This is a genomic window from uncultured Sphingomonas sp. (genome assembly GCF_902806265.1).
Lineage (GTDB): Bacteria > Pseudomonadota > Alphaproteobacteria > Sphingomonadales > Sphingomonadaceae > Sphingomicrobium.
Genome location: NZ_CADCVZ010000061.1, coordinates 1 through 22,319, shown reverse-complemented (window position 1 = coordinate 22,319; position 22,319 = coordinate 1). Strand labels below are relative to the sequence as shown.

Genomic DNA, 22,319 nt, shown 5'->3' with positions numbered 1-22,319 from the left:
CTACTCCGCCGCGACCGCCTGCGCTTCGTGCGTCCGGTGGTCGCCACGGCTCAGCTCCTCGAGGTAGCGGTGAACGAACTGGATGACCACCGAGCCCTCCCCGACCGACGAGGCGACCCGCTCCACCGAGCCTGAGCGCACGTCCCCGACCGCGAACAGGCCCGGCGCGGTGGTCATGAACGGGCTGCCGGCGTTGCCGGTGCAGACGAAACCCTTGTCGTCGGTCTCCGCCAGGCCGGTGAGCCACTCGCTGTTGGGCGCGGCGCCGACCATCACGAACAGGGCCGCGGCCTCAACCGTTTCCGGCTCCTGCCCGCGGACTCGCCAGCGGAGCCATTCCATACCCCGCTCGCCGCCGACCTCCTCGACTTCGCAATAGCGGTGCAGGCTGATGCGCTCGCCCGCGTCGATCCGGTCGATTAGGTAGCGGCTCATGGTGGCGGCAAGGCCGTCGCCGCGGACCAGCAGGTGCACATGGGCGACGTGCTGCGCCATGAACACCGCCGCCTGGCCGGCCGAGTTGCCGCCGCCGACGATCACCACGGGTCGGCCGGCGCAGAGGTTCGCCTCCATGGCGGTGGCGGCGTAGTGGACGCCCGAGCCCTCGAACCGCTCGATGCCGGGCGCCGACAGCTTGCGGTAGCGGGCACCGGTCGCAGCGACGATCGCCCGGGTGCGGATCTCGCCGCCGCAGTCGAGGGTGAGGACGAAGCCTTCCGCGTCCCGCTCGGCCCGCTCGACCGACCGCGCGACCGCCAGCCGCGCGCCGAACTTCTGCGCCTGGACCTGCGCCCGCCCGGCCAGCGCCTGGCCCGAGATACCGGTCGGGAAGCCGAGATAGTTCTCGATCTTGCTGCTGGTTCCGGCCTGGCCGCCGGGCGCGACCGTTTCCAGGATGACGGTGTCCAGCCCTTCGGACGCGGCATAGACCGCCGCCGCCAGTCCGCTCGGCCCCGCCCCCACTACCGCCAGGTCGTAGCGCCGCTCGGGGTCGAGCGGGACGGTCAGCCCGAGCCGGTCAGCCAGGCAGCGGTTGGAAGGGCGGACCAGACGCTCGCCGTCGTGCAGCACGGTGGGCGCGACGCCCGGCTCCGGCTCCACGATATGCGGGTAACCGTTGCGGGTGAGGAAGCCGTCCACGCGGATGAAGTCCGGGTCGCCCGAAGCGCCGACCAGGTGCACGCCACCTTGCTCGTGCCGCATCAGCCCGACGCGCCGCAGAATGAAGGCACGCATGATAATCTCGGCGATATCGGGCTCGGCGGTCAGCATGGTACGGAAGTCGGGGCGGCGAACGCGGACGACGCGGGTCGGCCCGTTGGCGCGGCCGGACACCAGGATGGTGCGGTCGTTGAACAAGTCGAGCTCGCCGGTGAACTGGCTCCCGTGGTGCTGGTGGACGATCCGCTCGCCTGCGCGCTCGTCATGGTCGATGATGTCGACCGTGCCGTTCAACACCAGGAAGAAGTCGACCGAGCGCTCGCCACGGCGGAACAGCAGGTCGCCGTTCGCCAGCTGTTCTTCCGCGCCGAACCGGGCGATCCGGCCGGCCATCTCGGCCGACAGGATGGGAAAGGTCTGCTTCTCGCGGGCGTAAGGGTCGGCAGCGTCGAGCGGCTCGGCAAGCCTGTGCGGTTCCGTGCTCATCGACGCTTCTCCTGCTGGCTTGAGCGGTGGCCCGCCCTAGTCGAAATGCAAGCGGCGATAGCGGCCGCGGAAGTAGAGCAGCGGGTCGAGCCCTGCGTCGAAGCTTGCGCGGAGCACCTCGCCGACGACGATGTGGTGGTCGCCGCCCTCGTGCACAGCGTGCGCGCCGCATTCGAATACGCCCAGCGAGTCGCGCAGCACGGGGGGACCGAACTCGCCCGGGCTCCAGGGGGTCGCGCCGAACCGGTCCTCGCCCTTGGCGGCGAAGCGGATAGAGGCGGGCTGCTGGTGTGTTTGCAGCACGTTCACTGCGAAGTGGCTGGCGCGGATCAGGGCGGCGGCGCTGGCGGCGTTCTTGGCGACGCACACCAGCAGCAGCGGCGGGTCGAGCGACACGCTGGTAAAGCTGTTGGCGGTGAGCCCGGCGGGCTGGCCGTTGCCGTCGAGGCAGGTGACCACCGTCACCCCCGTCGCGAAGCAGCCGAGCGCGTCGCGCAGGGTGCGCGGGTCGGAGCCGGTGCGGTACTCGGACAAGGGCTCGGCGGGTTCGGGCATGGTTTGCGGCTATAGCGGGCGCGGACAGCCGTTGCGAGCGGGCGTGGGCGGCGGCATGCTCCGCGCCATGAGCATCCGAATCGCCATCCTTCTCGCCGCCCTGCTGCTGCCGCTGCCCGCGGCGGCGCAGACCGTCCCGGCCCCGCCCGCTGCCGAGGCGCGGCAGGACGATCTGGTCCGCGTCGCGCTGGACACGGAGAAAGGGCGGATCGTGTTGGCACTCGATCGCGGGCGCGCGCCGGCGACCGTCGCCAACTTCCTCCGCTACATCGATGCGAAGCGGCTGGACGGGGTGGGCTTCTACCGAGCGATGCCGGTCGGAGGCGGCAACGGGCTGATCCAGGCCGGCGTGCGCGACGCGCGGCTGCTCTACCCTCCGGTAAAGCATGAGCCGACCAGCGAGACCGGCCTCAAGCACGAGGCAGGCGCGGTGGCGATGGCGAATGCGGGGCCGGGTACCGCGCAGTCGGACTTCTTCATTCTGGCTGGGCCGATCCCTTCGCTGGACAGGGACTTCGCGGTGTTCGGGCGGGTGGTCGAGGGGCTTGAGGTGGTGAAAGCGATCCTGGCCAGCCCGGTGTCGCCGACCAAGGGTGCGGGCGCGATGCGGGGGCAGATGCTGGAGCCCACGGTGAAGATCACGGCCGCGCGGCGGGTGGAGTGACGGCGCCTTAGTTGGCTCGGTTGACTGTGGATCGGGGGTCTCGCGCTTGCGAATGGTTCCGATGGTCGCGGTCGTCGCGCAGGCTGCCGTGGTGATTGCGGATGTGAAAGAGCCGTGCGGCGGGCCAGCCCGCGGTTGGAGCAGGTGAAATCCTATCGTGCACGGGTGAGTCTGATGTGGGTGGAAAGCGGACATTCAACGACGCGCTCACCACACGGCGTCTAGAACATCGACTGCCGCACGTTGCATCAGCGGTTCGTTCCGCGATTTCACCACAGGTCCAACACGCTTTGTAAACCGCATGAACGTGTCTTGGTCACGTGCTTTCAGAGCAGTGCATACTTGTTGCACTTCTGCGGCGCTCAAGGTTTGCCAGCTTGCGACGAGGTTTCGCTCCCATTCCGCTCCGTGACGTTCGACAGCCGCATCAACGGCCTGCGCAAGCTTTTCGCGTCCCTTGGAGCCATCGCGTGCAGCTGCCATGCCAGCCGTCTGCGTGCGCTCGACGGTCATTGTGAGCATCGACTTGAACTGCTCTCTCGGTTTGAGCGCCTCAACAAGACCTTGAGCATCATAGGAGGCACAGCGAGGCGACTGACCGCAGCCGCCGAGAGCAGCTAATGCGCTGAGGACGAGGAGGGGACACTTCATGCCGAGACCGATAGCGCTGGATAGTTTCGGTGCTCTAGACAGGGCCTAATGTCCGCTTTGGGTTGAAAGCGAACTTCGCGTTGAGCCGTCATGGGAGTGAATCCCATGACGTCGGTCCTGTCGCCGCCTTGCGGCGCAGGCCGGCCGGCTTTCGGCAGCTCTACGCAGAAGGCCCGCCTTGCTCTCGCAAGACGGGCCTTCTGCTCGGTGCCTCAAGCTTAGTCGATCTTCGGGAGGGTCTCGAACTGGTGGTAGGGCGGCGGGCTCGAGAGGGTCCACTCGAGCGTCGTCGCGCCTTCGCCCCAGGGGTTGTTGGGAGCCTTCTTGCCCGCGGCCAGCGACCAGAACAGGTTCACGAAGAACACGCCCATTGCCGCAATCGTGATCATGTAGCCGATCGTGGAAATGTTGTTCCAATATTCGAACGCGTCCGGATAGTCCGGGTAGCGCCGCGGCATGCCGTCGAGGCCGAGGAAATGCTGCGGGAAGAAGATCACGTTCACGCCCACGAACATTACGTAGAAGTGAAGCTTGCCAAGGAACTCGTTGTACATCTTCCCCGTCATCTTGGGGAACCAGTAGTAGAAGCCGGCAAACAGCGCGAACACGGCGCCCAGCGACAGCACATAGTGGAAATGCGCCACCACATAATAGGTGTCGTGCATGTAGGTGTCGACGCCGCCATTGGCGAGCACCACGCCCGTCACCCCGCCCACGGTGAACAGGAAGATGAAGCCGATCGCCCACAGCATCGGCGTCTCGAAGGTGATGGAGCCGCCCCACATGGTGGCGATCCAGCTGAAGATCTTCACCCCGGTCGGGACCGCGATGATCATGGTGGCGGCGGTGAAGTACATCTTCACGTTCACGTCCAGGCCGACGGTGAACATGTGGTGCGCCCATACGACAAAGCCGATCACGCCGATCGCGACCATCGCGTAGGCCATGCCGAGATAGCCGAACACCGGCTTGCGGCTGAAGGTCGCGACGATCTGGCTGACGATGCCGAACGCCGGCAGGATCATGATGTAGACTTCGGGGTGGCCGAAGAACCAGAACAGGTGCTGGTAGAGGACCGGGTCGCCGCCGCCGCTGGCATCGAAGAAGGCGGTACCGAAGTTGCGGTCGGTCAGCAGCATGGTGATCGCGCCCGCGAGCACCGGCAGCGCGAGGAGCAGAAGGAAGGCGGTGACCAGCACCGACCACACGAACAGCGGCATCTTATGCAGGGTCATACCCGGCGCGCGCATGTTGAAGATGGTGGTTATGAAGTTGATCGCGCCAAGGATCGAGCTGGCGCCCGCCAGGTGGAGCGCGAAGATCGCCATGTCGACCGCAGGTCCGGCCGAGCCGGAGGTTGATAGCGGCGCATAGACGGTCCAGCCCGTCCCGGCGCCGAGGCCGGTGCCGCCCGACACCACCGACGAGCCGAGCAGCAGCATGAAGGCCGGGACCAGCAGCCAGAAGCTGATGTTGTTCATGCGCGGGAACGCCATGTCGGGCGCGCCGATCATGATCGGCACGAACCAGTTGGCGAAACCGCCGATGAGCGCCGGCATGACCATGAAGAACACCATGATCAGGCCATGGGCGGTGATCAGCACATTCCAATGGTGCAGCGCTTCGTCGAAGTTGGCGCTGCCCGAACCGAGCGGCCAGGCCTTGGTCAGGATCTGGATGCCGGGCTCGGCCAGCTCGGCGCGCATGATGCCCGAGGCCGCGCCGCCGATGATCCCGGCGATGATCGCGAAGATCAGGTAGAGCGTGCCGATATCCTTGTGGTTAGTCGACATGAACCAGCGGGCGAAGAAGCCCGGCTTGTGGTCCGCGTCGTGGTGCGCGTCGTGGGTCTCGTGAGCCCGGAGCGGGAGGGTGTCTGCGGTGGTCGCCATGGTGTTTCTCTTGTCCGCTCTGGGGCTCTAGTTGGTGCCGTCCGTGGCGCGCTGGGCGACGCCGGGCTGACCGTTGCCCGCCGCTGCGGGCGGAGCGCCGGTCGGGTTGCCGGTCGCGGGCGTCGGGGCGGGCGCGGGCGCGACGTTCTTGGGAGTGACGGTGGTCGCCGCCGTGCTGTCGGGCGCCGGCACCGGCCGTGCGCCGGGCATGGTGCCGCCCTTGCTCGCCACCCATTGGGCGAAGCGTTGGGGCGTTACCGCCTCCACCGCGATCGGCATGTAGGCGTGGCGCGCGCCGCACAGTTCCTGGCACTGGCCAAAGTAGACGCCGGGCTTGTCGACCCGGGCCCAGGTCTCGTTGAGGATGCCCGGGTTGGCGTCGATCTTGGTCCAGAAGGACGGGATGGAGAAGCTGTGGATCACGTCGTTGGAGGTGACGATGAACTTCACCGTCTGGCCCGCCGGGATCACCAGCCGCTCGTCGGCGGCCAGCAGGCGCGGTCCGTCGCGGTCGGTGCGGAAGCGGGCGCCGGCCGCGACCTCGTTCCGCTCCTTGAGCATGTTGGACACGATCTCGAACCCGCCGTTGTCTGGATACTGGTAGGTCCAATACCATTGGTTGCCGATCACCTTCACGGTGAGGTCGGCCGGCGGCGGCGAATATTGGTGGCGGATGAGGCGGATCGAAGGAATGGCGATCGCCACCAGGATCAGCACTGGCACCAGCGTCCACATCACCTCGACAAAGGTGTTGTGGCTGGTCCGCGAGGGCACCGGATGCGCGCTGCGGCGGTAGCGGATCATGGCGTAGACCAGGAGGATCAGCACGAACAGGCTGATCGCCGCGCACAGCAGCAGCAGCCAGTTGTTGTGGAACGCCGCGGCTTCGCGCCCGATCGGGGTGAACTGGTCCTGGGTGCCCATGCGCCCGTCGGGCATGCCGATGCCGGCGACCGGGGCGGCGTACTGGAACGCCGGTCCGGCAACCGCCGGGGCGCCCGGCGCGGCCGGAGCGACCGCGCTCGGACCCGGCGTGGGATCGACGACCGCGCCCGGACCGGGGTTCGGCTGGGCGTTGGCCGGGGCCGCGGTGGTGGTAGTCGCGCTGGCCTCGCTGGACTGCGCGCCGACCTCCGGCGGGGTCTGCGCCGCTGCCGGGGTGAGCCCGGCCGCGGCCAGGGCGAACAACAATCCGATCCGTTTCATTCCAACCCCGAACAGCGATCCAGCAGCTCGGCAAACGCAGAGCCGCGCGCCGACAAGTGGCGGCCTTATAGGAGCGGACCGCCGCGCCCTCAAGCGCTTGTCTGTTCCCTTTTGCAACTGGTTGTAGAGGGCCAGCGCCACGCCTATTCAGCCCCCGGGCGGAGGGTAAGCGGATGACGGACGACGAGATCTTGAACGAGTTCCGGGCGGCGGAAGCGCTACTCGAGGGCCACTTCATCCTGTCGTCCGGCCTGCGCAGCCCGCGCTACCTTCAATGCGCGCGGGTGCTGATGGACGGCACACGGGCCGAGCGGCTGGCGCGGGCGCTGGCGGAGCGGCTGCCGCCGCAAGTGCGCGACGCGGTGGAGGTGGTGGTCTCCCCGGCGATGGGCGGGGTGATCATCGGGCATGAGCTGGGGCGGGCGCTGGGCAAGCCGGCGATGTTCGTGGAGCGGCCGGCCGGCAGCTTCGAGCTGCGCCGCGGCTTCCGCCTGGCGCCGGGTGCCGCCGTACTGCTGGTCGAGGATGTGGTGACCACCGGGCTATCGTCGCGCGAGGCGATCGCGGCGGTAGGGGCGGCGGGCGGACGCGTCATCGGCGGGGCGGCGCTTGTGGATCGCTCGGGCGGGACGGCGGACCTCGGGGTGCCGTTCACGCCGCTGATCCGGCTGGACGTTCCAACCTTCGAGCCGACCGCTCTGCCGCCCGAGCTGCAGGCGATGCCGGCGGTCAAGCCCGGGAGCCGCGCCGGGGCGTGACGGGCGCACTTCGCCTCGGCGTCAACATCGACCATGTCGCGACCGTGCGCAATGCGCGGGGCGCCGGCTACCCCGATCCGGTCCGGGCTGCGCTGCTCGCCGCGGAGGCGGGCGCGGACGGGATCACCGCGCACCTTCGCGAGGACCGGCGACACATCACCGACGAGGACATCGCGCGGCTGTCAGCCGAGCTGCCGGTGCCGCTCAACCTCGAGATGGCCGCCACCGAGGAGATGCTGGCGATCGCGTTGAAGCATCGGCCGCACGCCGCCTGTATCGTGCCGGAGCGGCGCGAGGAGCGGACCACCGAAGGCGGGCTCGACGCCGCGGGGCAGCACAATCACCTGGCCTACTTCGTCGACCGGCTGGGCGCGGCCAACATCCGGGTGAGCCTGTTCATCGAGCCCGAGCCCGCACAGATCGAGGCAGCGATCCGCCTGGGCGCGCCGGTGGTCGAGTTCCACACCGGCCGCTACGCGCACCTCGCGGAGGAGGAGCAGGCGGCGGAGCTCAAGCGGCTGGCCGACGCCGCGGCGCTGGCGACCAAGAACGGGATCGAGCCGCACGCGGGGCATGGGCTGACCTTCGAGAATGTCGTGCCGGTGGCTGCCATCCCGCAGGTGCGCGAACTCAACATCGGGCACTTCCTGGTGGGCGAGGCGATCTTCACCGGGCTAGAGCCGAGCGTGCGGCGGATGCGCGACCTGATGGACAGCGCGCGGTGAGCAACGTGCTCATCGTGTCGCGAATTGTATTCGCAGTACTCAGTTTTGCCGTTCTCGCTTTAGGCACCCTCTGGTGGCTAATATTCTTCTCTGCGCTCGACTTCGGTTGGGGTACCCGTTCGGAGGGCCATAGCTGGCTTATCCTCTTACACTATGGCCTGATTCCAGGTGCGCTCACGCTGCACTTTCTCGAACGGGCGCTTCGAAGCGTCTGGAAAGATCATATTCGAGAGGGCTTTCGCTGGCTGCTGATCTCCATCGCCATGATTGCTGCCAGCTTTCTCAGTGTGCAGCTCGGGCTACTGATGTGATCGTCGGCTTGGGCTCAGACCTGTGCAACATCGAGCGGATCCAGGCGTCGATCGACCGCTTTGGCGAGCGCTTTCTCGCCCGCGTGTTCACCGAGACCGAGCAGGCCAAGGCCGCGCGGCGGCCGTTCACCGCCGCAGGGACGCTAGCCAAGCGCTTCGCGGCCAAGGAAGCGTTCAGCAAGGCGGTCGGCACCGGCTTCAAGCGCGGCGTGTTCATGCGCGATATCGGTGTGGTTAATGAACCTTCAGGCAAGCCGACGCTGGCGCTGACCGGCGGGGCGCGGGCCAGGCTTGACGCTCTGACCCCGCCGGGCCACGCCATCCAAGTCCACCTGACCATGACCGACGATCACCCCTGGGCGCAGGCCTTTGTCATCCTGGAAGCCCGCAAGCTGGAGCGTTGATTGCCCGACGAAGCCCTCACCATGGACGCCCCGGCCGCTGGCCCGGTCGCAACTTCGCAGCGCGGCGGCAAGGGCTCCGCCCTGTGGCGGGAGATCAAGGGACTGGCGCTGGTCCTGCTGGCCGTGCTGCTGTTCCACAGCTTCGTCGCCAAGCCCTTCTACATCCCGTCGGAATCGATGATGCCGGTGCTGCTGAAAGGCGACCGGCTGGTGGTCAGCAAATATCCGTACGGCTGGTCGTACGTGTCGCCCACCATCCCCAACCCGGCGGCGATCTTCCGCGGCCTGGTGCTGCGCCGGCCGGGCGAAAGCTGGGGAATCACCCTGCCCTTTACCGAGGGCCGGCTGTTCGGCCGGCTGCCTGAGCGCGGCCACATCGTGATCGTCACTCCGCCCGGCGCCAACGAGGACTATATCAAGCGGGTGATCGGCCTACCGGGCGACACGCTGGAGGTTCGCGGCGGCCGGCTGATCCTCAACGGGCAGCCCGTCCGCCGCGAGATCCGGCCCGATGCCATGATCCCGGTCGACCCCAATGCGCCGTGCGGGATCGAGTTCATGGGCTTTGGGGTGCAGGCCGCTGACGGCAAGCGCTACTGCCGCCTGCCGATCGTGCGCGAAACGCTGCCCAACGGCGCGACCTACGACACCATCGACGTGGGCGAGAGCCCGGGCGATGACTACGGCCCGGTGCGCGTGCCTGCCGACCATGTGTTCCTGATGGGCGACAACCGCGACCGCAGCGCCGACAGCCGGTTTCAGACGGGCGCGGGTGTCAACGGGCTTGGTGGAGCGGTGCCATGGGAGAATATCGGCGGGCGGGCCGAGTTCATCACCTTCAGCCTGGACGGCACCACCGAGGTGCTGAACCCGGCCAGCTGGTTCGGCGCGCTGCGCCCCGACCGCGCCGGGGGTTCGTTGCGGGTGCACAAGCGGAGCTGAAGCCGCTCCGCCGAAGGCTTACTGGCCGGGCGGCGGAGCCATGCCGCCCATCATCGCGGCGGCGTTGGGCACGACCTGGACGACATGCACGTCGAAGTCGAGGTCGGCGTTGGGCGGGATCGGCGCGCCCGGCGGCGGGGTGGCGCCGTAGGCCAGCGCGGAGGGGATGTGGACCTTGTAGCGGCCACCCCCCTGCATCTTCTGCAGCGCTTCCGCGAAGCCGGGGATGGTCTGGCCCGGGATCATCGGTACGGGGCCCTTGCCTTCGGTGGTGTCGAACACGGTACCGTCGGACAGGCGCGCTTCATATTCGATCAGCACGCCGTCGTTGGCCTGGACGAGCGGCCCCTTGCCCGCTTCCACCGTGCGGATCTGGAGCCCGCTGGCGGTGGTCTCGCCGCGCAGCCGGCCCGCGCCGAACCAGGCTAGCGCGATGCCGAGCAGAACCAGCAGGACCAGCCCGCCGAAAACCCGGACGCGGGTAGCTCGCGCGACCGGACGAATCGGCACCTGGGTTGCGCTCATCAGCCGCTGGTCCTTATCGAGGAGAGTGGATTCGCCCGGCTCAAGCGCCGGACGCGAGCCGCTTAGCGGACGCCTTCGCGCTCCGCCCGCTTGCGCTCCAGCTTGCGGGCGCGGCGGATGGCAGCGGCACGCTCACGGGCGCGCTTCTCCGACGGCTTTTCATAATGACGGCGCAGCTTCATCTCGCGATAGACGCCCTCGCGCTGCAGCTTCTTCTTGAGCGCGCGCAGCGCCTGGTCGACATTATTGTCGCGAACGATGATCTGCATAAAAAGTCGTTCAACTCCTTTGATCGTTTGCCGACCAGGTGCCGGCGGCAGGGCGGAACGCGCGAGGCATGCGGAGACCGCCCAACAAACATTGCCGTCGCGAGCAGAGCTCACACCGAAGCCGCGGCCCTTACCAGCGTGATCCGGCATGATCAAGCCAGCCTTGAGCTGTCGTGCTGCGATGAACTGTGCGCTCCCTGCGCCGGGATCGCCCAACTCCCGATAATGGTTATCGCCTGTTAACCCTTTGTGAGATAAAGAGTTCTTCCAATAACGGAGGGCCACGGATGACGATGAATCGCCGGGACATGCTGCGCTGGGGCACGATCGGGGCGGGCGCCGCCACGCTTTCGAGTGCCGCCAATCCCGCCGGTTTGCCTGCCGCGATCTTCGCCGCCGCGCCGATCCTGCCGCCGCCGCCCGTTCCCGTCGCGCCGACCGCGCCGGCCGGGATCGACCCGCAGCTGTTCGGGCGCGCCAAGGCCGCGCTCGACCGCGAATTCGCCCGCGGCACTGTCCGCGCCCGCGACTTCATCGGCATTGTCGATTTCTCGCAGAAGAGCCGCGAAGCACGCTTCCATGTGGTCAACATGCTGAACGGCAGCGTCGAAAGCCACCTGGTCGCCCACGGCCGCGGGTCCGATCCGGCGCACAGCGGGTATCTGGAAAGCTTCTCCAACACGCCCGGCTCCGAGGCGAGCAGCAATGGCGCCTATGCCACGAGCGACTATTACCACGGCAAGTACGGCCTCTCCATGCGGGTCCGCGGGCTCGATTGGTCCAATAACAACGCCGAGGCGCGCGCGATCGTGATCCACAACGCCTGGTACGCCGAGCCCGACGTGGTCGCGCAGCACGGCAAGCTCGGCCGGTCGGAGGGCTGCTTCGCCTTCAGCAAGCAGAGCCAGTGGGCGGTGATGAACCGGCTGGCCGGGCAAAGGCTGATCTACGCGGATAAATTGGCGTAGCGCCGAGCGTAAGGCAGCGGTTGCGCAGCGACCGTCGACTTAGGCGAGAGACGCGAATCCACGGCCGGCCTGCGCGACGGTAGGAGCGACAGGACCGACGTCACGGGATTTACTCCCGTGACGGCTCCCCTCGCTGATGGAAAGTACAAGGCGGACCCCGGATCAAGTCCGGGGTGACGGCAAGGTCATGCAGTCGGAACCGGCGTTGGCCCCTCCACCATCCACCTACGCCTGCGGCTTCGGCTGACGGTCCCCCTCCCCACCGCTGCGCGGCAGGGAGATTCTTATTTCGCCGCAGTCTTGGTCGCCGGCTTGCCCGGCGAGCCCGTGTCGTTCAGCGCCGCCAGCACCCGCCCGTCGCGCTTGTACAGGTCATTGTACTGGACGAGCTGGCCGTCGGTCAGCGCGGCGGTGCTGAAGTACACGATGTACACCGGCACCGGTCGCACGAAGTTGGCCTGAAGCGTCTTACCGCTCGCCAGCACCTCGTCGATCTTGGCCGAATTGTACTCGCCGCCATCGTCGCTGAGCAGCTCGGCGGCGAGGTCGAGGATGTTTTCCGTGCGGATGCAGCCGTGGCTGAGGAAGCGCGCGCGGGCGTCGAACAGGCTGCGGTTGTTGGTGTCGTGCAGGTAGATGGCGTGCGGGTTCTGCATCACGAATTTGATCTTGCCGAGCGCGTTGCCCGGCCCCGGCGGCTGCCGCCAGCGCTGGACCTTGCCGTCCTTGCCCTTCACCGCGACGTAGCCGCGCTTGCCCGCGACCTCGCCGGCCAGGCTCTTGGGCACTTCCCACCAGGGATTGAGGATCACGCCGGTGGCGTTGACCGACAGCTGGGGTGTCGGGGTCTTCACCGCCCCCGCGATCGCCCGGTGCTTCCAGCGGGTCTGCGCATTTTCGACCAGCGTGGCATGCTCGCCCGGGACGTTGACGATGATGTAGCGCTGCCCGAGGTCGCGCGGCAGCCAGCGCCAGCGGTCCATGTTCAGCCGAATCTTGCCGATCGCCGCCGCGCCGCCCGCCTGCTCCACGGTCAGCGCATGGCGGAGCGCGCCATATTGCGGATGGGTCGGCAGCAGGCCGCGCATCATCTCCGTTACGCCCCCGCGGGTCACGGTCTGCATCAGCAGCTGGTCGAGGCGCCCGCCCGCCAGGTCCGGGTCGGTCACGAACCATTGGTGCCGGGCCGAGCCGCGGACGTGGCCGAGCGCGAGGTCGGAAGCGAGCTGCCTGAAGGTACGGGTGGCGACCTCGGCCAGCAGCTGCGGATTGCCGCTGCGGATGGCCGCGTCGAGCCGGTCGGGCCCGTAATCGCGCGGGTCGAGCCCTTCGCTGCCGACGGTGCGGATGTAGGCCGCAAGCTCCTGCGCGACCGGGAGCGGCCAGGCCGGCGGGGGCAGCTCGACCGGCGCAGGCGCGAGAGCATCGGGCTGAGCGGGCACCGCCGTGCCTGGACCCGGTGCAGGCTGGATGACGGGAGGCGGAGCCAAAGGCGGAGCCGCGACCTGCGCCAAGGCCGGCACCGCGGCCGCTGTAACCAGGAGCGTGGTGAGAAGAAAACGCGTGCTCATGCTGCCCAACCTGTTCGAATGTCCCGCCGGAGCGACCTGGAGCCGCCGCGATGCTTGTGCCCGCCTCCACCAATACAACCGATGAATGCGCCTCGCCAGTGTCGCGCGCGCCACAGTGGAGCGCGCTTGATACCCATTGTTAAGCGCCGGCAACCATAAGGGTGGCGAAGGGAACCATCCGGTGGATATGTACGCTCAATTCCGGCCGTCGGCCGAGATGGAGGATCGTCCGTGCAGGGACGAGGAGCCTAGCAGGGTCATGATCGACGCCCGGATCGCACAGCAAGCTTCGGCCGACGACCGCCGGATCGCGCCGCGTGCCCCGGTGGCGGTCGACGCACGGGTGCGTGAGCTGGGCAGCGAAGGCGCTGAAGCGACCGTGCTCAACATCTCCAGCACCGGCTTCATGGCCGAGACCGGGGGCGAGTTCGCAGCGGGCGCGCGGGTGTGGCTGATCCTGCCGGGCCGCGAGCGGGCCAACGCAGTGGTGCGCTGGGTCAAAGGCAAGCGGATCGGCGCCGAGTTCGCGCAGCCGGTCGACCTGTCAGGGCTGCTCGGCGCCTAGGCCGCGGCGCGGCGGGAAACGCGGGCGAGCGCCCGTTGAACCGTCGGCAGGATGCCGGTGACCACCCGTTTCACGCCTTCGAAGTTGGGGTGAACCCCGTCGGGCAAGGCCAGCGCGCGGTTGCCGGCGACGCCCTGCAGGAAGAACGGATAAAGGGTCGCGTCATACTTGCGGGCGAGCGTCGGGTAGATCGCCTCGAAGCGGCGGCGATAACTCGGGCTGAGATTGGGCGCCGCCAGCATGCCGGCGAGCAGCACGGGGATCTCGCGGCGCTGAAGCTCGCTGAGCATGGCGTCGAGGTTAGCTTCCGTCACCGCCGGATCGACGCCGCGGAGCATGTCGTTGGCGCCGAGCTCGACGATCGCCAGATCGGGCTTGCGTGGCAGTCCATCGAGCGTCCAGCCGAGCCGCTGGCGGCCGCCAGAGGTCGTATCGCCCGACACGCCCGCGTCGTGGACGTGCGCCTTGATGCCATGACGGCGGAGCGCGTCCTCAAGCTGCGGCGCGAAGCCGAGGCCGCGGCCGAGACCGTAGCCCGCGGTCAGGCTGTCGCCGAATGCCAGGATCAGGGGTTCGCCGGCGGGCACGGAGACGGGCGCCTGGGCGGGAGCTGCGGCCGGAAGCGCGGCCAAAGCGGCAAGCATGTACCAGTTGAACATCGGCTCAATCTAGGTCGTCGTGGCCGAGCTTCAATCTTTGCCGGCGGAGCGCGGCAAGCGTGCGGCATTGCGGATGAGGGGTCCCGTCCCTAGCTGAAGGCCGCGCATGGCCGACCCGCTGATCGACTTGTCCGACATCCGTCTGACCCTAGGCCGCGGCGCGGCGACGACCGAGATCCTGCGCGGCATCGACTTTCGCCTGGACGAAGGCGAGACGGTTGCGATCCTCGGCGCATCGGGCTCGGGCAAGAGCTCGCTCATGGCGGTGATCGGCGGGCTGGAGCGCGCGTCCGCCGGCAGCGTCCGGGTGCTCGGCGAAGATGTCGGCGTGCTGGACGAGGATGCGCTGGCGCGGCTGCGCGGCCGGGCGATCGGGGTCGTGCTTCAGGCCTTTCACCTGCTGCCGACCATGACCGCGCTCGAGAATGTCATGGTGCCGATGGAGCTGACCGGGCAGCCGGAAGCGCGCGGACGGGCGGAGGCGGAACTCGCGGCCGTGGGACTGGGCGAGCGGCTGACCCACTACCCCACCCAATTGTCCGGCGGCGAGCAGCAGCGGGTGGCGATCGCCCGCGCGACCGCGCCGCGGCCCAAGCTGCTGCTGGCCGACGAGCCCACCGGCAACCTCGACGCGAAGACCGGTTCGGCGATCGTCGACCTGCTGTTCGAGCGGGTGGCGGCGGCGGGCGCGGGCCTGTTGGTGATTACCCATGACCTGGCGGTGGCCGATCGGGCGGGCCGCATCGTGCGGATCGCCGACGGCCGGATCGCGCACGGATGACCGCCTGGGCGCTGGCCCGGCGCGACCTGCGGGGCGGGCTGGGCGGGCTGGGGTTGCTGCTGGTCTGCCTGACGATCGCGGTTGCGGGCCTGGCCGCGGTGACCAGCGTCGCCAGCGCGATCCGCTCCACCATCGACACCAACAGCCGCGAGCTGCTGGGCGCGGACCTGGTGCTGAGCACGGCGCAGCGGGCGGCCACTTCCGAGGAACGCGCCGCCATGGCCGAGCTCGGGCCGGTGACGGAAAGCCAAACGCTGCGGTCCAACCTGCTGACCGCGAACGGCAGTGCGCTGGTCGAGCTGTCGGGCGTGCCCGCAGGGTGGCCGCCGGCGGGCCGGCTGCTGTTCGACGCCGGGCGAGCGCCGCGTAACGGCGAAGCGGCGATCGGGCGGGAACTGGCCGAGCGCTTCGACCTCAGGATCGGGGCGCTGGTGCGGCTCGGTTTCGCCGAATTCCGGGTCAGCGGCGTCCTCCGCCAGCTGCCTGCCGTGTCGGGCTTCGCCCTGGCGCCGCCGGTGCTGATCACGCCTGAAGGACTGCGGCAGACCGGCCTGATCCAGCCCGGCAGCCTTTACACCAGCAGTTACCGCCTCCTGCTGCCGCCCGCTACCAATGGCATCGAAGTGGGCAAGGCCTTTCAGGCGCGATTTCCCGAAGGCGGCTGGCGGGCGCTGGACAAGGGCGATGCGGCGGGCGGGACCCGGCGGTTCGTGGACCGGGTCGGGCAATTGCTGCTGTTGATTGCGCTGGGCGCGCTGGGCATCGGCACCATCGGCATCGCCAGCGCCACCGCGGCCTTCGCGGCATCGCGGCGGCAGAGCATCGCGGTGCTCAAGATCCTCGGCGCGCGCCGGCGCGACCTGGCGCTGATGCTGGGGCTGTCGGTGGCGGCACTGGCGGCGGTGGCCATCGCGTTTGGCCTGGCGATCGGCAGTGTTGTGCCTGCGCTGGTCGGGCGAGCGGCCGGAGACCTGCTGCCGGTCGCGGTCGACCCGGCGCCGCAATGGGGCGCACTGTTGCTGTCGGCTGCGTTTGGTGCGCTAGTCACTGTGGCCGCGGCCTGGCGCCCGATCGCCGGCGCGATCGCCGAGCGGCCCGCGCGCATCCTGCGCGGCGATGCCGGCGGCGAGGACCGACCGAGCTGGCGCGGGTGGCTGGTACCCGCCCTCGCAGCGGCGGCGGTCGCCGCGCTGGCCTTATGGAGCGCGGGCGACCGCTGGCTGACGGTGCAGGCGCTGATCGGGGCAGCGGCGCTGGGAGCGATCTTCGCCCTGCTCGGCTGGGCGGTCGGGCGGGTCGCGCGCGGGTCGGCAGGCCGCGGCGGTCCGATCACCCGCCTGGGAGTCGCCGCGCTGCATCGCCCGGGCTCGGCCACCGTGCGGCTGAGCGTCGCCCTGGGACTCGGCCTGTCGCTGCTGGTCGCGCTGAGCGGGATCGGCCGCAGCCTGTCGGCCGAGCTGCGGGGAACGGTGCCGCAACAGGCGCCCGCGCTGTTCACGCTCGACATTCCGGCAAGCGCGGAAGGGCAGTTCAGCGGGCTGGCCCAGCGCATTCTGCCTGGCGCCGAGCTGCGGATGGTGCCGTCGCTGCGCGGCCCGGTGACCGCTCTCAACGGCCAGCCGGTGGCTTCGCTGAAGTCCATCCCCGAGGGCGCCTGGGTGCTGCGCGGGGACCGCGGGCTGACCTTCGCCCGCGGGCTGCCGGACGGCAATCGCGTCGTCGCCGGCAGTTGGTGGCCCGCCGACTATCGCGGGCCGCCGCTGATCTCGCTCGATGCGGAAGCGGCGCGGGCGCTTAATCTGAAGGTCGGGGACAGCATGACGGTGGCGGTGCTCGGCCGGCCGATCGAGGCGCGGATCGCGTCGCTGCGGGAGATCGACTGGCGCAGCTTCGGCTTCAACTTCGCGATCATCTTCGCGCCGGGTGCGCTGGAGCAGGCGCCCTATACGCTGATGGCCACGGTCTCGCCCGGGGCTGGCCGTTCGACCTTGCCGTTCGAGCGGGCGCTCGCTGCCGAGCTGCCGATGGTCAGCACCATCCGGGTGGCCGAGGTGGTCGAGCGGGTCGCCACCATCCTGCGGGCGATGGACGCCGCGATTACCCTGGCGACCGCGATCGCCATCCTGATCGGGGTGGCGGTGCTGGCCGGCGCGGTGGCGGCAACCCGGGCCAGCCGTGCCCGCGAAAGCATATTGCTGAAGCTGGTCGGCGCGACCCGAAGGCAGGTGCTGACCGCGCAGCTGATCGAGTTCGGCGCGATGAGCGGGGCAGTCGCGCTGGCCGCCTTCGTCTTCGGCACCGCGGCCGCCTGGGCGACCGTGACTCAGCTGTTCGAACTGCCCTTCCGGCCCGGCTGGGCGGGGCTGGCCGCGCTGCCGCTGGTCGGTGTTGCGGTCGCGATCCTGACGGCGGTGGCGGCGGCCTGGCCGGCTTTGCGGGCCCGTCCGGCCGAAGCGTTGCGGAGCTTGTAGCCGCCCGTCCCGCGCCGGGACCTTGCAACTTTCCGGAACGATCCATCGTTAAAGGGTCCGAAAGGAATAACTGCGATGTCGAACTTCCCGAGTCTTGGCGAATTGGGGCTGAAGCACGACCCGGCCGGCCGCGGCTATCATGCCGTGTACCGCGAGCATGACGTGAACCATTGCCCCGGCTGCGGGCGGACCCACTGGATCATCGGGCGGGTTTCCGCCGAGTGTGCTTTCTGCGCCACGGCCCTGCCGCTGGCCGAAGCCAGCATGCGCCATCACAGCGCGCCGGTCATCATTCAGCATCGCAATCGCGAACAAGGACAGGCCTGGGCGGCCTAACCCCACTCTCCCCCCGGCGCCCTCTCGAGGGGTGCGTACAGCGAAGTCCCTGTGCGGCCAGCGTACCAGGCCGGAGGGGGAGACTAACCCGAGCGACGCCTAGCGCGCCGGTGTCCGACGGACGGGCACCGGCGCATTGCATATGTCCACGCCGCCGGCGGGTACCTGGTAGAAGTCGTCGCGGCGGTTGGCCCGGGCCTGCAGATAGGCGGCGAAGCTGGGGCCCGTCTCGGCCATGTACTGGAAGCTCGGCCGTTCGGCGCCGGGCAGTGCCGACGCCAGGCGTACCGCGGTGATCCGCTTGGCCACTGCGCCTTCCTTGTAGAAGCCGAGCGCTTCCGTTCCGCGCGGCAAGGCGCTCAGCTGCTCGATGCCTTCCACCACCCGGCCGACTGTCGCGATGTTGCGCTCGAGGTGGCGCGGCGCGTGGCCGATCACCGCGTAGAGCTCGCCGCCCATGCCGGTATCGGGTGCGAGGTCGCGGCCGACCCCGACGGTGCCGTAGCAATGGGTGAGACTGGCTTGATCGCCGGCATAGACCGCCACCGGCCAGCCGTTCGCGTGCCCGACCCTCGATGCATAAGGATCGGCATGCGGGAAGCGGCGGATGGTCAGCCCGCGCACCGGACGGGTGTACTCGGCGGGCGGACGCTTCACCACGCCGGTCGGCAGGGCCGCCTTCTCGTCGTTGGTCCCCCATTGCGCGACGTAATTGTCCTGCACCCGGTAGACCGACGCACCGCGCCAGTAGCCAGCCCCAGCCAGTGCGCGGATGTTGGCGACGTGCACCGGCGCGAACTGCGGGGCGAGCTGAACGATCGTCCGCCCGCCGCCTTCGAAATCGATGACCAGCAGGTCTTCTGCCGGGATCGTCCGCCAGTCGGCCGCGGGCGCCTGGGCAACGATCTCGCTCGGCGTCAGCGGCTTGGGCGCCTGAGCCGCGGCGGTGGTGAGAAGAGCGGACAGGCAAAGCAGTCGGCGCATGGATGCTCCTGGATGACGAGGGTGCGGACCCTTGCTAACGCCCATCCATGTTCATCGCAAAGCTGATGCTGCTGGGTTCGGGCGAGCTGGGACGGGAGTTCGCCATCGCTGCCAAGCGGCTGGGCTGCGAAGTGGTCGCCTGCGACCGCTACGCCCGCGCGCCGGCGATGCAGGTCGCCGATGCGGCGGAGGTGTTCTCCATGCTCGACGGCGCGGCGCTGCGGGCGGCAGTGGAGAAGCATCGGCCGGACGTGATCGTGCCCGAGATCGAGGCGATCGACACCGATACGCTGGCTGCGCTGGAGCGCGAAGGCTGGCGGGTTGCGCCGTCGGCCAAGGCGGCGCAGCTGACCATGAACCGCGACGGCATCCGCGACTTCGCTGCGGCGGAGCTGGGGCTTGAGACCAGCCGCTACCGCTTTGCCGAGAGCCGGAAGGAGGCGCTGGCGGCCGGGCAAGCGGTCGGCCTGCCCTGCGTCGTCAAGCCGGTCATGTCCTCTTCGGGCAAGGGCCAGAGCACCGCGCACACGCTTGGGGAGGTCGGCGCGGCCTGGGACCATGCAGTTGCCAACATGCGCGGCGACCGGCCGCGGGTGATCGTCGAGGAGTTCATCCGCTTCGATACGGAGATCACGCTGCTGACGGTGGCGGCGGCGGACGGAGTCCACTTCTGCGCGCCGATCGGCCACCGGCAGGAGGGCGGCGACTATCGCGAGAGCTGGCAGCCGGCGGAGATCGGCGCGGCGACCCTGCAGTCGGCGCAGGACCAGGCGCGCCGGGTGGTCGAGGCGCTCGGCGGGCGGGGCCTGTTCGGCGTCGAGTTCTTCATCGCCGGCGAGCGCGCGATCTTTTCCGAGCTCAGCCCGCGCCCGCACGACACCGGCATGGTGACGCTGGTGAGCCAGTCGCCCACCCAGTTCGAACTGCACCTCCGCGCCATCCTCGGACTGCCGGTGGCGCCGATCGTCCCCGCGGGCCCGGCCGCCTCCGCAGTCATCCTGGCTACCCAGGACAGCGATGCTTTCGGCTTCAACGGCGTGGCCGACGCGCTGGCGACCGGCGCCGAGCTGCGGCTGTTCGGCAAGCCGCGCACGCTCCCCAACCGGCGAATGGGCGTGGCGCTGGCCCGCGGCGAGAGCGTGGCTGACGCGCGCCGACGGGCCAGCGATGCAGCCGCCTGCGTGCGGCTTCGTTACCACGATTGAAGATAGGAGGCGCAGCGATGCGGAACAGCTTGGGCGTGGTTCTGGCGATGAGCCTGGCGGGGTGCGGCGGCGAGCGCGGCGAGCCCGGTCAGCCGGTCAACGAACCGCAGATCGTGGTGCGCTCGCCCGAGCAGGACCGGCTGCACGAGCTCGACGACATGGGCCGCGACATCGGGCTGAAGCGCGCGATCCTGGCCAGCGGCCTGCGCTGCCGCCGGGTGACCCAGTCGGGCTATGTGCAGGAGTATCGGCGCTTGTCGCTGTGGACGGCGAGTTGCGACGACGGCCGCAGCTGGGCGATCTTCGTGGGCCCCGACGGCAGCGCGCAGGTCCGGCCGTGCAAGGACATGCAACAGCTTGGCCTGCCCGGATGCCGGATAAACCCGAGCCCGAGAAGGCCCGCCAGCGGCTAGACGGCGCCAGCCCTCACGCGCCCGAGTGCCGCCGGACGATCAGTCGCAGCGGCGGGTTTCCTTGTACTCGCCGGTCGCGCTCTTTTCCTTGATCGTCACGCAGGAGCCCTGGCGGGATTCTTCGCGCCAACTGCCGTCGGGCTTGACCAGCCGGTTGCCGGGCTTGGGCACCCGCTTGCCGTCCCTGATCTCGTAACGGAAGTTGTTGGGGGTCTTCTGCGCCGATGCCGCAGACGCACCCGCACCGGCGAGCAACGCCGAAGCGGCCACCAACGACAATGCACGAACAACGGTAATCATCGAACAACTCCTTGCATCCTCCATATAGACGCAAAGAGCTTAACCGCCAATGACGGCGAGATGTTTAACGCCAGCGATGAACCGAGTTGGGACAGGCCGCAGCGGCATGCCTTGCCGGCGGAGCTTAGCCCTGCCGCGCCTTGAAGCGCCGGTTCGTCTTGTTGATGACGTAGGTCCGCCCGCGCCGGCGGATCACGCGGCAGTCCCGGTGGCGGTCCTTCAACGACTTGAGCGAGTTGCGAATCTTCATGGCCGGACCGCCCGTTTCTGATCAAAAGATGTTGGCTGATGCTCGAAAGCTCGGACGCGCCCCTATTGAAGGGTCCGGGCGAAGTCAAGGCGACACTGGACGGTGCGGCAGCGGGCGATTAGGATCCGGTTAATCTCAACAGCTTGAAGGTGATTGCCACCGGACACTGCCGAGGCCACGCGGAATGATAAAGGGGAGCACATGGATCGGCCCGGCCGCAGCCCTGCTATGGGCCGCCGCCGACGGACCTCCCCGGAGTGCTTGGGCAATGGATCGGGCAAGTGACGGGGATTGGTGCCAGATTCAGGGCGCGGAGCAGCTGCCGGCCGAGCTGAACGGCGCCGATGCCGTGTGCTCCATCCTCGAAGCGCACCTTGGCAAGTTCTCGCCCCGGGTGGTGGCGGTGAGCGTTCGTTCACCTTTTCTTGTTAAAGCCGACGTTACCGCTGCCGATGGCAGCCGCCTGCGGACGGTCACCGTTGGCAGCTCCGACCGGCCACTTGGCGCGCGTTCGCTTCGGATGCTCGCCACGGCGATCGCGGCGGAGCTCGCGGCAGGGCAGCAACAACAGGGACGGGAGTAAGGGCGTTGGCGGATATCGCGGGGGACAGAACAACCACGGCCGTCATTTCCGTCGGCGGAACAGCTTCCAACACCCTGGAAGTGGCGGGCGACCATGACTGGTACCGCATCAGCCTCAGCCAGGGTCAGTCGATCACCGTTACCCTGACCTCCGCCACCATCGACTGCTACCTACGGATCCTGGATGCCTCCGGGAACGTGCTGTTCGAGAACGACGACAGCGGTGGGACGATGGACTCGCGCGTTGCGTTCACCGTCCCGGCGAGCGGCACCTATTATATCGATGTGGCGGCTTATGACGACGAGGCCGATCAGCTCGAGGTCGGCCCCTATCAACTCGCGGTCAACAACTACACGCCGCCCCCGACGGGAACCGTTGACCAATTTTCCGACCAGCTCGTAAGCGGTTATTGGTACGGCGACTCCCACCATTTCGCGGTGAGCCAGGGCGGCAGCCTGACCGTGAACCTCACCGGTCTGACGACCGAGGGGAAGACCTTTGCGCGCGAAGCGCTGAAGCTGTGGTCGGACGTCATCGGCGTGCGCTTCGTGGAAGTGACCAGCGGTGGCCAGATCACCTTCGATGACGATGAGGAAGGCGCGTTTGCCGACGGGGTCTGGACGGGCGGGATCAACCAATCGGCGCATGTGAACGTATCCAGCCAATGGCTGGCCGACTACCGCG

At 68.8% G+C, this 22,319-nt stretch carries 27 protein-coding genes; 15 read left to right on the top strand and 12 right to left on the bottom strand.

The genetic code is table 11. From position 1 onward, the window contains the following. Together QZX62_RS11225 and QZX62_RS11220 are read right to left on the bottom strand one after the other, a co-directional pair. Nucleotides 1-1,647 carry a cyclic nucleotide-binding domain-containing thioredoxin-disulfide reductase gene (locus QZX62_RS11225; protein ID WP_294174507.1) on the bottom strand — a complete coding sequence of 549 codons (1,647 nt, stop codon included), beginning with the start codon at nucleotides 1,645-1,647 and terminating at the stop codon, nucleotides 1-3. 36 nt (nucleotides 1,648-1,683) lie between these two features. Continuing rightward, the gene (locus QZX62_RS11220; protein WP_294174505.1) at nucleotides 1,684-2,202 is read right to left on the bottom strand and encodes a flavin reductase family protein; all 519 of its coding nucleotides are present in this window, start codon (nucleotides 2,200-2,202) and stop codon (nucleotides 1,684-1,686) included. Nucleotides 2,203-2,269: 67 nt separating this feature from the next. Here QZX62_RS11220 and QZX62_RS11215 point away from each other — a divergent pair, with 67 nt between their 5' ends. Beyond that, entirely contained in the window at nucleotides 2,270-2,866 is a 597-nt protein-coding gene (locus QZX62_RS11215) for a peptidylprolyl isomerase (protein ID WP_294174503.1), read from the top strand. A gap of 207 nt (nucleotides 2,867-3,073) precedes the next feature. Here QZX62_RS11215 and QZX62_RS11210 read toward each other — a convergent pair whose 3' ends face one another. The 3 genes from QZX62_RS11210 to coxB all read right to left on the bottom strand — a co-directional run bounded on the left by QZX62_RS11210 (nucleotide 3,074) and on the right by coxB (nucleotide 6,615). Then, nucleotides 3,074-3,517 carry a hypothetical protein gene (locus QZX62_RS11210; RefSeq protein WP_294174501.1) on the bottom strand — a complete coding sequence of 148 codons (444 nt, stop codon included), beginning with the start codon at nucleotides 3,515-3,517 and terminating at the stop codon, nucleotides 3,074-3,076. 218 nt (nucleotides 3,518-3,735) lie between these two features. Beyond that, nucleotides 3,736-5,409, bottom strand: coding sequence for a cytochrome c oxidase subunit I (ctaD, locus tag QZX62_RS11205; protein WP_294174499.1), 1,674 nt, complete (start codon nucleotides 5,407-5,409; stop codon nucleotides 3,736-3,738). A 27-nt stretch (nucleotides 5,410-5,436) separates the two neighbouring features. Next, complete coding sequence (gene coxB, locus QZX62_RS11200) at nucleotides 5,437-6,615, bottom strand: cytochrome c oxidase subunit II (protein WP_294174497.1); 1,179 nt, start codon at nucleotides 6,613-6,615, stop codon at nucleotides 5,437-5,439. A 173-nt stretch (nucleotides 6,616-6,788) separates the two neighbouring features. On the opposite strand from coxB, the gene pyrE reads away from it, so the two are divergent. The 5 genes from pyrE to lepB are packed head-to-tail and all read left to right on the top strand — an operon-like array spanning nucleotide 6,789 to nucleotide 9,755. Further along, nucleotides 6,789-7,373: an orotate phosphoribosyltransferase gene (gene pyrE, locus QZX62_RS11195; RefSeq protein WP_294174496.1), complete on the top strand. Its 585-nt coding sequence runs from the start codon at nucleotides 6,789-6,791 to the stop codon at nucleotides 7,371-7,373. After that, nucleotides 7,370-8,098 (top strand): pyridoxine 5'-phosphate synthase, encoded by a 729-nt coding sequence (locus QZX62_RS11190; RefSeq protein ID WP_294174495.1) that lies wholly within the window; start codon nucleotides 7,370-7,372, stop codon nucleotides 8,096-8,098. Before pyrE ends, QZX62_RS11190 begins: the two co-directional genes overlap by 4 nt. Continuing rightward, a complete protein-coding gene (locus tag QZX62_RS11185) occupies nucleotides 8,095-8,409 on the top strand; it encodes a hypothetical protein (RefSeq protein WP_294174494.1) in 315 nt (104 codons plus the stop codon). Before QZX62_RS11190 ends, QZX62_RS11185 begins: the two co-directional genes overlap by 4 nt. After that, entirely contained in the window at nucleotides 8,406-8,813 is a 408-nt protein-coding gene (acpS, locus tag QZX62_RS11180; protein ID WP_294174493.1) for a holo-ACP synthase, read from the top strand. Before QZX62_RS11185 ends, acpS begins: the two co-directional genes overlap by 4 nt. Continuing rightward, complete coding sequence (gene lepB, locus QZX62_RS11175; RefSeq protein ID WP_294174492.1) at nucleotides 8,814-9,755, top strand: signal peptidase I; 942 nt, start codon at nucleotides 8,814-8,816, stop codon at nucleotides 9,753-9,755. A gap of 18 nt (nucleotides 9,756-9,773) precedes the next feature. On the opposite strand, the gene QZX62_RS11170 is transcribed toward lepB, so the two are convergent. Both QZX62_RS11170 and rpsU read right to left on the bottom strand, forming a co-directional pair. Then, the gene (locus QZX62_RS11170; protein ID WP_294174491.1) at nucleotides 9,774-10,280 is read right to left on the bottom strand and encodes an FKBP-type peptidyl-prolyl cis-trans isomerase; all 507 of its coding nucleotides are present in this window, start codon (nucleotides 10,278-10,280) and stop codon (nucleotides 9,774-9,776) included. Nucleotides 10,281-10,342: 62 nt separating this feature from the next. Then, complete coding sequence (gene rpsU / locus QZX62_RS11165) at nucleotides 10,343-10,549, bottom strand: 30S ribosomal protein S21 (protein WP_294174490.1); 207 nt, start codon at nucleotides 10,547-10,549, stop codon at nucleotides 10,343-10,345. A 287-nt stretch (nucleotides 10,550-10,836) separates the two neighbouring features. Here rpsU and QZX62_RS11160 point away from each other — a divergent pair, with 287 nt between their 5' ends. Continuing rightward, nucleotides 10,837-11,517, top strand: coding sequence for a murein L,D-transpeptidase catalytic domain family protein (locus QZX62_RS11160; protein ID WP_294174489.1), 681 nt, complete (start codon nucleotides 10,837-10,839; stop codon nucleotides 11,515-11,517). Between the two features lie 284 nt (nucleotides 11,518-11,801). Here the strand turns inward: QZX62_RS11160 and QZX62_RS11155 are convergent, their stop codons facing one another. Next, nucleotides 11,802-13,088 carry a L,D-transpeptidase family protein gene (locus tag QZX62_RS11155; RefSeq protein ID WP_294174488.1) on the bottom strand — a complete coding sequence of 429 codons (1,287 nt, stop codon included), beginning with the start codon at nucleotides 13,086-13,088 and terminating at the stop codon, nucleotides 11,802-11,804. A 259-nt stretch (nucleotides 13,089-13,347) separates the two neighbouring features. Here QZX62_RS11155 and QZX62_RS11150 point away from each other — a divergent pair, with 259 nt between their 5' ends. Further along, nucleotides 13,348-13,653, top strand: a complete 306-nt coding sequence (locus tag QZX62_RS11150; protein WP_294174487.1) for a PilZ domain-containing protein — start codon at nucleotides 13,348-13,350, stop codon at nucleotides 13,651-13,653. On the opposite strand, the gene QZX62_RS11145 is transcribed toward QZX62_RS11150, so the two are convergent. Then, a complete protein-coding gene (locus QZX62_RS11145) occupies nucleotides 13,650-14,312 on the bottom strand; it encodes an arylesterase (protein WP_294174486.1) in 663 nt (220 codons plus the stop codon). The genes QZX62_RS11150 and QZX62_RS11145 overlap by 4 nt on opposite strands. 106 nt (nucleotides 14,313-14,418) lie before the next feature. Between QZX62_RS11145 and QZX62_RS11140 the strand changes: the two genes are divergently transcribed. The 3 genes from QZX62_RS11140 (at nucleotide 14,419) to QZX62_RS11130 (ending at nucleotide 17,900) form a co-directional block, all read left to right on the top strand. Further along, complete coding sequence (locus QZX62_RS11140) at nucleotides 14,419-15,093, top strand: ABC transporter ATP-binding protein (protein ID WP_294174485.1); 675 nt, start codon at nucleotides 14,419-14,421, stop codon at nucleotides 15,091-15,093. Next, nucleotides 15,090-17,564: an FtsX-like permease family protein gene (locus QZX62_RS11135; protein WP_294174484.1), complete on the top strand. Its 2,475-nt coding sequence runs from the start codon at nucleotides 15,090-15,092 to the stop codon at nucleotides 17,562-17,564. The genes QZX62_RS11140 and QZX62_RS11135 overlap by 4 nt, the downstream gene beginning before the upstream one ends. A 75-nt stretch (nucleotides 17,565-17,639) precedes the next feature. Continuing rightward, nucleotides 17,640-17,900 (top strand): hypothetical protein, encoded by a 261-nt coding sequence (locus QZX62_RS11130; protein ID WP_294169544.1) that lies wholly within the window; start codon nucleotides 17,640-17,642, stop codon nucleotides 17,898-17,900. A 99-nt stretch (nucleotides 17,901-17,999) separates the two neighbouring features. Here QZX62_RS11130 and QZX62_RS11125 read toward each other — a convergent pair whose 3' ends face one another. Continuing rightward, nucleotides 18,000-18,884 (bottom strand): peptidylprolyl isomerase, encoded by an 885-nt coding sequence (locus QZX62_RS11125; protein ID WP_294174482.1) that lies wholly within the window; start codon nucleotides 18,882-18,884, stop codon nucleotides 18,000-18,002. A gap of 47 nt (nucleotides 18,885-18,931) precedes the next feature. Here QZX62_RS11125 and purT point away from each other — a divergent pair, with 47 nt between their 5' ends. Continuing rightward, the gene (gene purT, locus QZX62_RS11120) at nucleotides 18,932-20,089 is read left to right on the top strand and encodes a formate-dependent phosphoribosylglycinamide formyltransferase (RefSeq protein ID WP_294174481.1); all 1,158 of its coding nucleotides are present in this window, start codon (nucleotides 18,932-18,934) and stop codon (nucleotides 20,087-20,089) included. A 17-nt stretch (nucleotides 20,090-20,106) separates the two neighbouring features. Further along, nucleotides 20,107-20,502: a hypothetical protein gene (locus QZX62_RS11115; protein WP_294174479.1), complete on the top strand. Its 396-nt coding sequence runs from the start codon at nucleotides 20,107-20,109 to the stop codon at nucleotides 20,500-20,502. A gap of 39 nt (nucleotides 20,503-20,541) precedes the next feature. Here QZX62_RS11115 and QZX62_RS11110 read toward each other — a convergent pair whose 3' ends face one another. Together QZX62_RS11110 and ykgO are read right to left on the bottom strand one after the other, a co-directional pair. Further along, the gene (locus QZX62_RS11110; protein WP_294174478.1) at nucleotides 20,542-20,802 is read right to left on the bottom strand and encodes a hypothetical protein; all 261 of its coding nucleotides are present in this window, start codon (nucleotides 20,800-20,802) and stop codon (nucleotides 20,542-20,544) included. A 124-nt stretch (nucleotides 20,803-20,926) separates the two neighbouring features. Beyond that, nucleotides 20,927-21,052: a type B 50S ribosomal protein L36 gene (gene ykgO / locus QZX62_RS11105; RefSeq protein ID WP_029941846.1), complete on the bottom strand. Its 126-nt coding sequence runs from the start codon at nucleotides 21,050-21,052 to the stop codon at nucleotides 20,927-20,929. Nucleotides 21,053-21,320: 268 nt separating this feature from the next. Between ykgO and QZX62_RS11100 the strand changes: the two genes are divergently transcribed. Together QZX62_RS11100 and QZX62_RS11095 are read left to right on the top strand one after the other, a co-directional pair. After that, nucleotides 21,321-21,635 (top strand): hypothetical protein, encoded by a 315-nt coding sequence (locus QZX62_RS11100; protein ID WP_294174459.1) that lies wholly within the window; start codon nucleotides 21,321-21,323, stop codon nucleotides 21,633-21,635. A 5-nt stretch (nucleotides 21,636-21,640) separates the two neighbouring features. Further along, a partial coding sequence (locus QZX62_RS11095; RefSeq protein WP_294174458.1) for a pre-peptidase C-terminal domain-containing protein occupies nucleotides 21,641-22,319 on the top strand: 679 nt, incomplete at its 3' end.

Coding starts and splice junctions, on each gene's coding strand:
- QZX62_RS11130 (WP_294169544.1), top strand. CDS start 17,640: ATGTCGAACTTCCCGAGTCTTGGCGAATTGGGGCTGAAGCACGACCCG.
- QZX62_RS11160 (WP_294174489.1), top strand. CDS start 10,837: ATGACGATGAATCGCCGGGACATGCTGCGCTGGGGCACGATCGGGGCG.
- QZX62_RS11220 (WP_294174505.1), bottom strand. CDS start 2,202: ATGCCCGAACCCGCCGAGCCCTTGTCCGAGTACCGCACCGGCTCCGAC.
- coxB (WP_294174497.1), bottom strand. CDS start 6,615: ATGAAACGGATCGGATTGTTGTTCGCCCTGGCCGCGGCCGGGCTCACC.
- QZX62_RS11150 (WP_294174487.1), top strand. CDS start 13,348: ATGATCGACGCCCGGATCGCACAGCAAGCTTCGGCCGACGACCGCCGG.
- QZX62_RS11100 (WP_294174459.1), top strand. CDS start 21,321: ATGGATCGGGCAAGTGACGGGGATTGGTGCCAGATTCAGGGCGCGGAG.
- QZX62_RS11155 (WP_294174488.1), bottom strand. CDS start 13,088: ATGAGCACGCGTTTTCTTCTCACCACGCTCCTGGTTACAGCGGCCGCG.
- QZX62_RS11210 (WP_294174501.1), bottom strand. CDS start 3,517: ATGAAGTGTCCCCTCCTCGTCCTCAGCGCATTAGCTGCTCTCGGCGGC.
- QZX62_RS11115 (WP_294174479.1), top strand. CDS start 20,107: ATGCGGAACAGCTTGGGCGTGGTTCTGGCGATGAGCCTGGCGGGGTGC.
- ykgO (WP_029941846.1), bottom strand. CDS start 21,052: ATGAAGATTCGCAACTCGCTCAAGTCGTTGAAGGACCGCCACCGGGAC.
- QZX62_RS11110 (WP_294174478.1), bottom strand. CDS start 20,802: ATGATTACCGTTGTTCGTGCATTGTCGTTGGTGGCCGCTTCGGCGTTG.
- ctaD (WP_294174499.1), bottom strand. CDS start 5,409: ATGGCGACCACCGCAGACACCCTCCCGCTCCGGGCTCACGAGACCCAC.
- pyrE (WP_294174496.1), top strand. CDS start 6,789: ATGACGGACGACGAGATCTTGAACGAGTTCCGGGCGGCGGAAGCGCTA.
- QZX62_RS11170 (WP_294174491.1), bottom strand. CDS start 10,280: ATGAGCGCAACCCAGGTGCCGATTCGTCCGGTCGCGCGAGCTACCCGC.
- QZX62_RS11215 (WP_294174503.1), top strand. CDS start 2,270: ATGAGCATCCGAATCGCCATCCTTCTCGCCGCCCTGCTGCTGCCGCTG.
- QZX62_RS11145 (WP_294174486.1), bottom strand. CDS start 14,312: ATGTTCAACTGGTACATGCTTGCCGCTTTGGCCGCGCTTCCGGCCGCA.
- QZX62_RS11125 (WP_294174482.1), bottom strand. CDS start 18,884: ATGCGCCGACTGCTTTGCCTGTCCGCTCTTCTCACCACCGCCGCGGCT.
- QZX62_RS11140 (WP_294174485.1), top strand. CDS start 14,419: ATGGCCGACCCGCTGATCGACTTGTCCGACATCCGTCTGACCCTAGGC.
- rpsU (WP_294174490.1), bottom strand. CDS start 10,549: ATGCAGATCATCGTTCGCGACAATAATGTCGACCAGGCGCTGCGCGCG.
- QZX62_RS11225 (WP_294174507.1), bottom strand. CDS start 1,647: ATGAGCACGGAACCGCACAGGCTTGCCGAGCCGCTCGACGCTGCCGAC.
- purT (WP_294174481.1), top strand. CDS start 18,932: ATGTTCATCGCAAAGCTGATGCTGCTGGGTTCGGGCGAGCTGGGACGG.
- QZX62_RS11135 (WP_294174484.1), top strand. CDS start 15,090: ATGACCGCCTGGGCGCTGGCCCGGCGCGACCTGCGGGGCGGGCTGGGC.